Genomic DNA, 6,221 nt, shown 5'->3' with positions numbered 1-6,221 from the left:
GAGCTGCTCGCCGAGGTCGTCGAGCGGAAGCGGACGATGGACCTCGGCAATCCGGTGCTCGACCAGGCCGTCCTGGCGGAGTTCGTGACGCGGGGCGGGCGCTGCGGACGGGGTGGACGGCTCGGGCGGAGCGGACGGCTCGGGCAGGGCGGGTGGTGCCGCACCGGGCGTGGGCGGGGGCCGTGGCGCTGCCGGGGGGCCGGGCGTCCGGGTGGACTTCCGTCCGGGGACGCCGGACCTGTCGCTGTTCCCGAGGAGCGCGTGGGCGGCGGCACAGCGGTCCGTCCTGGCCCGGCTCCCCCACCGGTCCCTCGGCTACCCCGACCCGCGCGGCCTGCCCGAACTCCGCGCGGCGCTGGCCGGGATGCTGGCGCGGCGCCGGGGCGTGGTGGCCGATCCGGAACGGCTCGTGGTCTGCTCGGGCGTGGCGCAGGCGTCGACGCTCCTCGGGTTCGTGCTGCGGGCGCGGGGGCTGCGCACGGTCGGCGTCGAGGACCCCGGCAGCCCGGAGCACGGGCGCCTCTTCGCCTCGACCGGCATGGAGACGGTGTGGCTGCCGCTGGACGGGGAGGGGCTGCGCCCGGAGCCGCTCGCCGCCTCGGGCGTACGGGCCGTGGTCGTGACGCCCTCGCACCAGTTCCCGTCCGGGATCGGCTGGTCGGCGGAGCGGCGCGGCGCGCTCCTCGACTGGGCGCGGGCCGTCGGCGGCTACGTCCTGGAGGACGACTACGACGGCGACTTCCGGTACGACCGGGCGCCGGTCGGCGCCCTCCAGGGCCTCGACCCGGAGCGGGTCGTCTACGCCGGTTCGGTCAGCAAGTCGCTGGCGCCCGGGCTGCGGCTCGGCTGGATGCTCGTCCCGGAGGAGCTGCTCGCCGGAGCTGCTCGCCGAGGTCGTCGAGCGGAAGCGGACGATGGACCTCGGCAATCCGGTGCTCGACCAGGCCGTCCTGGCGGAGTTCGTGACGCGGGGCGGGTACGACCGGCAGCTGCGCCGCTGCCAGCGCGCCTACCGGGAGCGGCGGGACGCGCTGCTCGCCGCCCTCGCCGCGCGCCTGCCCGGCACCGAGGTGAGCGGCATCGCGGCCGGACTGCACGTCATCGCGCGCGTACCGGCGCGCTTCGGGCCGCCGGAACGGTTCCTGGCGCGGGCGGCGGAGGCGGGGGTGGCGCTGCGGTCCCTGGAGGAGTACGGCACGGCCCGGCCCGCGGACGGGGACGTACGGCTCGTCATCGGCTACGCGCACCTGTCGCCGTCGACCGTCGCGGAGGGGGTCGGGCTGATGGCGGAGGCGGTGGGGGCGGGAATGGGGACAGGGACGGGAACGGGAACGGGAACAGGGACAGGAACGGGAACAGGGACGGGAACAGGGACGGGAACAGGGACGGGAACGGGAACGGGAACGGGGACGGGAACGGGGACAGGGACGGGGACGCGGGTGGGTCCGGCGGGGTGATCTGTTCACGCGGGGTTCGCGCGGGCGCCGTTCCCGGCCGTTAGGCATGGGGCGGCGTACCGCCCACGACCGGAATCGACCACCTCCCGGAGGCCCTTCCATGTCCCACCCCGTGCCCGGCTCCTCCCCCGCTCCCGCTCCCGCCCCCGCTCCCGACCGGCGAGGCGTCCTGCGCGGCTCGCTGGCCGCCTCGGCCGCGCTCGCCCTCGGCGGCGCCGGCCTCGCGGCCCCCGCGTTCGCGCTCACGGGCCGGCCCCGGGCCGCGTGGGGCGTGCAGACGGGCGACGTCACGGCCTCCTCCGGTCTGGTCTGGGTGCGCTCCGACCGTCCGGCGCGCATGGTCGTCGAGACCTCCGCGACCGAGTCCTTCCGGCGGGTGCGCCGCCACCGGGGGCCGCTGCTCGGGGCGGGCACGGACTTCACCGGCACCACGGCCCTGCGCGGCCTGCCGGCGGGCGAGCAGATCCACTACCGGGTCACCCTGGCGGACCCGGACGACCCGCGCCGTACGGGCGAGCCGGTCACCGGCACGTTCCGCACGGCCCCCGGCCGGCGCCGCGACGGCGTCCGCTTCCTGTGGTCCGGGGACATCGCGGGGCAGGGCTGGGGCATCAACCCGGACACCGGCGGCTTCCGCGCGTACGACGAGATGCGCCGGCTCGATCCGGACTTCTTCCTGTGCAGCGGCGACGCGATCTACGCGGACGGGGTGATCCAGCCGAGCGTGACCCTGCCGGACGGGCGGATCTGGCGGAACGTCACGACGCCGGAGAAGTCGAAGGTCGCCGAGACGCTGGACGAGTACCGGGGCAACTTCCGGTACAACCTCCTCGACCACAACGTCCGGGCCTTCAACGCGCGGGTGCCGTCGATCGTGCAGTGGGACGACCACGAGGTGCGGAACAACTGGTACCCGGGGCAGATCCTGGACGACCCCCGGTACACGGAGAAGGACGTGGACGTCCTCGCCGCCCGCGCGGCGCGCGCCTTCGGCGAGTACACGCCGGTCTCCACCCTCCATGTTCCCGGCGGGCCCGGCGGGCGCGGGCGGCGGGTGCACCGGGTGGTGCGGTACGGGCCGCTGCTCGACGTGTTCGTGCTCGACATGCGCTCGTACCGGAACCCCAACTCGCCCAACCGGCAGGCCGACGACACCACCGGCATCCTCGGCGCGGAGCAACTGGCCTGGCTGAAGCGGGAACTGGCCGCGTCGACGGCCGTGTGGAAGGTGCTCGCGGCCGACATGCCGATCGGCCTGGTCGTGCCGGACGGGGCGGCGGACTTCGAGGCGATCGCGCAGGGCGACCCGGGCGCGCCGCTGGGCCGGGAGCTCCAGATCGCGGAGCTGCTGCGCTTCGTCAAGCACCGGCGGATCACCGGCACGCTGTGGCTGACGGCGGACGTGCACTACACCTCGGCGCAGCACTACGCGCCGGAGCGGGCGGGCTTCAAGGACTTCGCGCCCTTCTGGGAGTTCGTGTCCGGACCGCTGGCGGCGGGCGGGTTCCCGGCGAACGCGCTCGACGGGACCTTCGGCCCCGAGCGGGTTTTCGTGCGGGCGCCGGAGCGGGCGAACCTGTCGCCGATGGAGAGCCCGCAGTACTTCGGCGAGGTCGACATCGACGGCCACGGCGGGGATCTGACCGTGCGGCTGCGGGCGGAGGGCGGAAAGGTCCTGTTCAGCAAGACGCTGCGGGCGGGGCGCGTCGGGCAGTGAGACCGGGTTCGCCGTCGGCACCGGTCCAGGGACCGCCTCCAGCGTGAGAACCCCTGGTCGGGGCCGTTGTCCGGGGCGTTGTCAGTGGCGGGTCCTACGGTTTTTCCATGACGCGATCCGTACAGGCGCTCGCCTACGCACGCCCGTCCGCGCTGGAGTCCACGGGCTCCGGCCGGCTGCTCGGTCTGGAGACGGCCGGGGGCGGGAGAGGGGACGAGGGGGCGGGACGGAAGACAATGGGGGCAGGCATGGGAATCGGTACGGAGAGCGGTGCGGCGGTGTCGGTGTCGGTGTCGGTGTCGGTCGGACACGGTGCGCGGGGCGGGGCCCCGGACGGCGCGGCGGTCGGGCGGCTGCTCGACGCGGTGCGCGCCGGGCAGGCCCGGCGGGTGCCGAAGCTCCTGGAGCCGCTGGACGCCGCCGCGCGCAAGGAGGCCCTAGGGAGGCTGAAGGCGCTGCGCGCCGAGGTCCGCTCCTGGGACTGGAAGCGGGGGAACGAGGCGGCCCGGATCCGGCGCGGCCTGTACGTGGCGGGGGCCGGGTGCCACACGGGCGCCGCGGCGGCCGCGACCTGGCTCGCCGGCGGCGACATGCTGGGCTGGGACCTCAAGGACGCGACCCCGGTCCTGGCGGTGCTCGCCGACCGGGACCCGGCCTGGCTGGCGGACGTGGCGGGACGGCTCGCCAAGCGGCGGACCGTCGCGGAGAGCGCCTACGAACTGGTCCGCGGGCTCGTGGTGCGCTCCGGCTGTCCGGTCCCGGCGACCGACGGCTACGTCCTGGGCTGGACGCGGAAGGTCACCGACGAGCGGCTCCTGGAGCGGCTGCGCGCGGATCCGCAGACGCCGGTCCTGGTGGCGCACGCGCTGTCGATGGGCGAGACCCCCGACCGGATGACCTGGTCGGTCGGCCCGGAGGCGCCGACGCACTGGCCCACGGCGCTCACGACGCTCGTCGCGGAGGGGACGCTCGACCGGGCCGGGGTGGTGGACCTGTGCGTGTCCCGGCTGCTGCGCGGCGGGCGGGCGCGGGACCTGCGGTTCCCGCTGGAGGTGCTGCGGCTCCTCGCGCCGGCCGGGGAGGAGCTGCGGGAGCGGATACCGGACTGGGTCGGGATGGCGGCCGACGCGCCGTCGCCGGTCGCCGGGTACGCGCAGGAGGTCCTCGCGGGGCTCGCCGGGGCGGGAACGCTGCCGGTCGGGGCGCTGGCCGAGATGACGGGCGCGGTGCTCTTCCGCACCGAGAGGAAGCTGGTGCGGGCCCAGCTGACCCTGGTCGGCAAGGTGCTCGCGCGGGAGCGGGGCGCGGCCGGCGAGCTGCTGCCGGCCGTCGCGGAGGCCTTCGGGCACGAGGACACCGGTGTCCAGGAGCGGGCGCTCAAGCTGGTGGGCCGGTATCTGCCCGCCGTGGACGCGGAGGTGCGGGGCGAGCTGGCCGAGGCGGCCGGGCTGCTGAGTCCGGCGCACCGGCGGGCGGCCGCGGAGGTGTTCGGGGACGCGCTGGTGGCGGTGGACTCCGGGCCGTACGAGGAGATCCTGCCGCCGGTGCCGGAGCCGGAGCGGGTGGCGCCCCCGGCGGCCACGGTCGCGGAGCTGGTGGAGGAGCTGGTGGCGAGGGGGCTCATGGAGGACCCCGTGGCGTTCGAGCGGGCGTTCGACGGTCTGGTGCGGCACGCGCACCGGGACCGGGCGGCGGTGGCGGAGGCGGTGCGGGAGGCGTTCGCGAAGGCGTCCTGGGACACGCCCCACCACTTCACGCACCACACCCACGGCATCCACGTGGTGCTCGCGTCGCTGCTCGGCCTCGTGGAGCGGTCGGTGATCGACGTCCACCGGGCGGAGGTGCCCGACCCGGACTCCTGTACCCACGAGGCCCTGTCGGGGGTCCTCGAAGCGCGGTTGTGGGAGGCCGCCGCGCTGGTCGGCACGGACGAGCTGCCGTTCCTGCTCGCCACGCCGACCCTGGGCACCGGCGGAATCGACCCGGTGGTCCTCGTGGAGCGGCTTCGGGCCTACCGGGACGCGGGTGTGGAGCCCGCCCCGGCCGATCTCGGCCAGGCACTGCTGCGGGTCCTGCGGGCCGACCCGCCGGCGGGGCGGGCGGCCGGGGAGGCGGCGGCGCTCGGCACCGCGGCCGGTCTGCGGCTCGCCGCCCGGCTGCGGGACGAGGACGCGCTGGGGGCGACCGTGCGGTTCCTCCCCCGGGGGAGCGAGCAGTTCTCGGGGAAGTGCTGGCTGATCGACCGGACCGTGGTGGAGTTCGGCGAGCGTGCCGTGGTGCGGGAGGAGTTCCCGCCCGCCTTCCACTGGCTGGGCGGCGCCGTGCGGTCGGCTCCCCAGCGCTGCTACCACTGGATCGGGGAGCGGGCGCAGTGGGCGTCGGTGCTTCCGGCCGACCGCGAGGTCCTGGCGGCCTGTCTGCTTCCGGCCATGGCGCACTCCGTCGACGGGGAGCAGCGCGGGACGACCGAGCCGCTGACCGCGCTGGCCGAGGCCGGGGGGCCGGTCGGCCGCGCGGTGCACCTGGCGCTCGCGTTCGGCCTGGGCTGCGTCGACTCCGACGACCGGCTGCGCGCGGTGGACGCGCTGCTCGTCCTGGCGTCGCGCGGCGAGCTGAACGCCCGGGCGCTCGGGGCGGAGCTGGCGTGGCTGGTGGCGGAGGGGTCGCTCAAGCCGAACCGGCTGACGGACGCGGTCCGTACGGCCGCCGTCACCGGGGCGTACGGGACGGTCTGGGCGGTCCTGGAGGCGATGCTGCCGGAGCTGCTGGGTGCGGAGAAGCCGGTGCGGGGGCTCGGCGAGCTGCTCGCGGTCGCGGCCGACTGCGTGGAGCGGTGCGGGGCCCGGGGGGAGGTCGCCGGGCTGGAGGGGACGGCCTCGGCGCGGGGTTCCTCGCAGCTGGTGGCGCAGGCCGGGCGGCTGCTGAACGCACTCCGCCAAGAGGTCGATCAGACTCCGACAGAAACGACCTGAATCAGCTGTTAAGCCGCCAGACGGGCGCTTAACCCGTCAGTCACAAAGCGTTCGTGATCACGCAACACCACTGGG

General features: G+C 75.8%; 2 protein-coding genes and 1 pseudogene. All 3 read left to right on the top strand.

All coding sequences use genetic code 11. The features are described 5' to 3' along the window. Positions 1 to 130: 130 nt before the first annotated feature. Positions 131 to 1,298 (top strand): annotated as a pseudogene (locus ADL08_RS31660) (PLP-dependent aminotransferase family protein); the annotation flags it as partial. Positions 1,299 to 1,557: 259 nt separating this feature from the next. Beyond that, positions 1,558 to 3,174, top strand: coding sequence for an alkaline phosphatase D family protein (locus tag ADL08_RS31655; RefSeq protein ID WP_053649093.1), 1,617 nt, complete (start codon positions 1,558 to 1,560; stop codon positions 3,172 to 3,174). A gap of 107 nt (positions 3,175 to 3,281) precedes the next feature. Further along, complete coding sequence (locus tag ADL08_RS31650; RefSeq protein ID WP_234352337.1) at positions 3,282 to 6,146, top strand: DUF6493 family protein; 2,865 nt, start codon at positions 3,282 to 3,284, stop codon at positions 6,144 to 6,146. Positions 6,147 to 6,221 lie beyond the last annotated feature (75 nt).

The sequence above is a fragment of the Streptomyces sp. NRRL F-6492 genome, from assembly GCF_001280125.1.
Lineage (GTDB): Bacteria > Actinomycetota > Actinomycetes > Streptomycetales > Streptomycetaceae > Streptomyces.
This window is presented reverse-complemented; position numbering and strand designations above follow the sequence as displayed.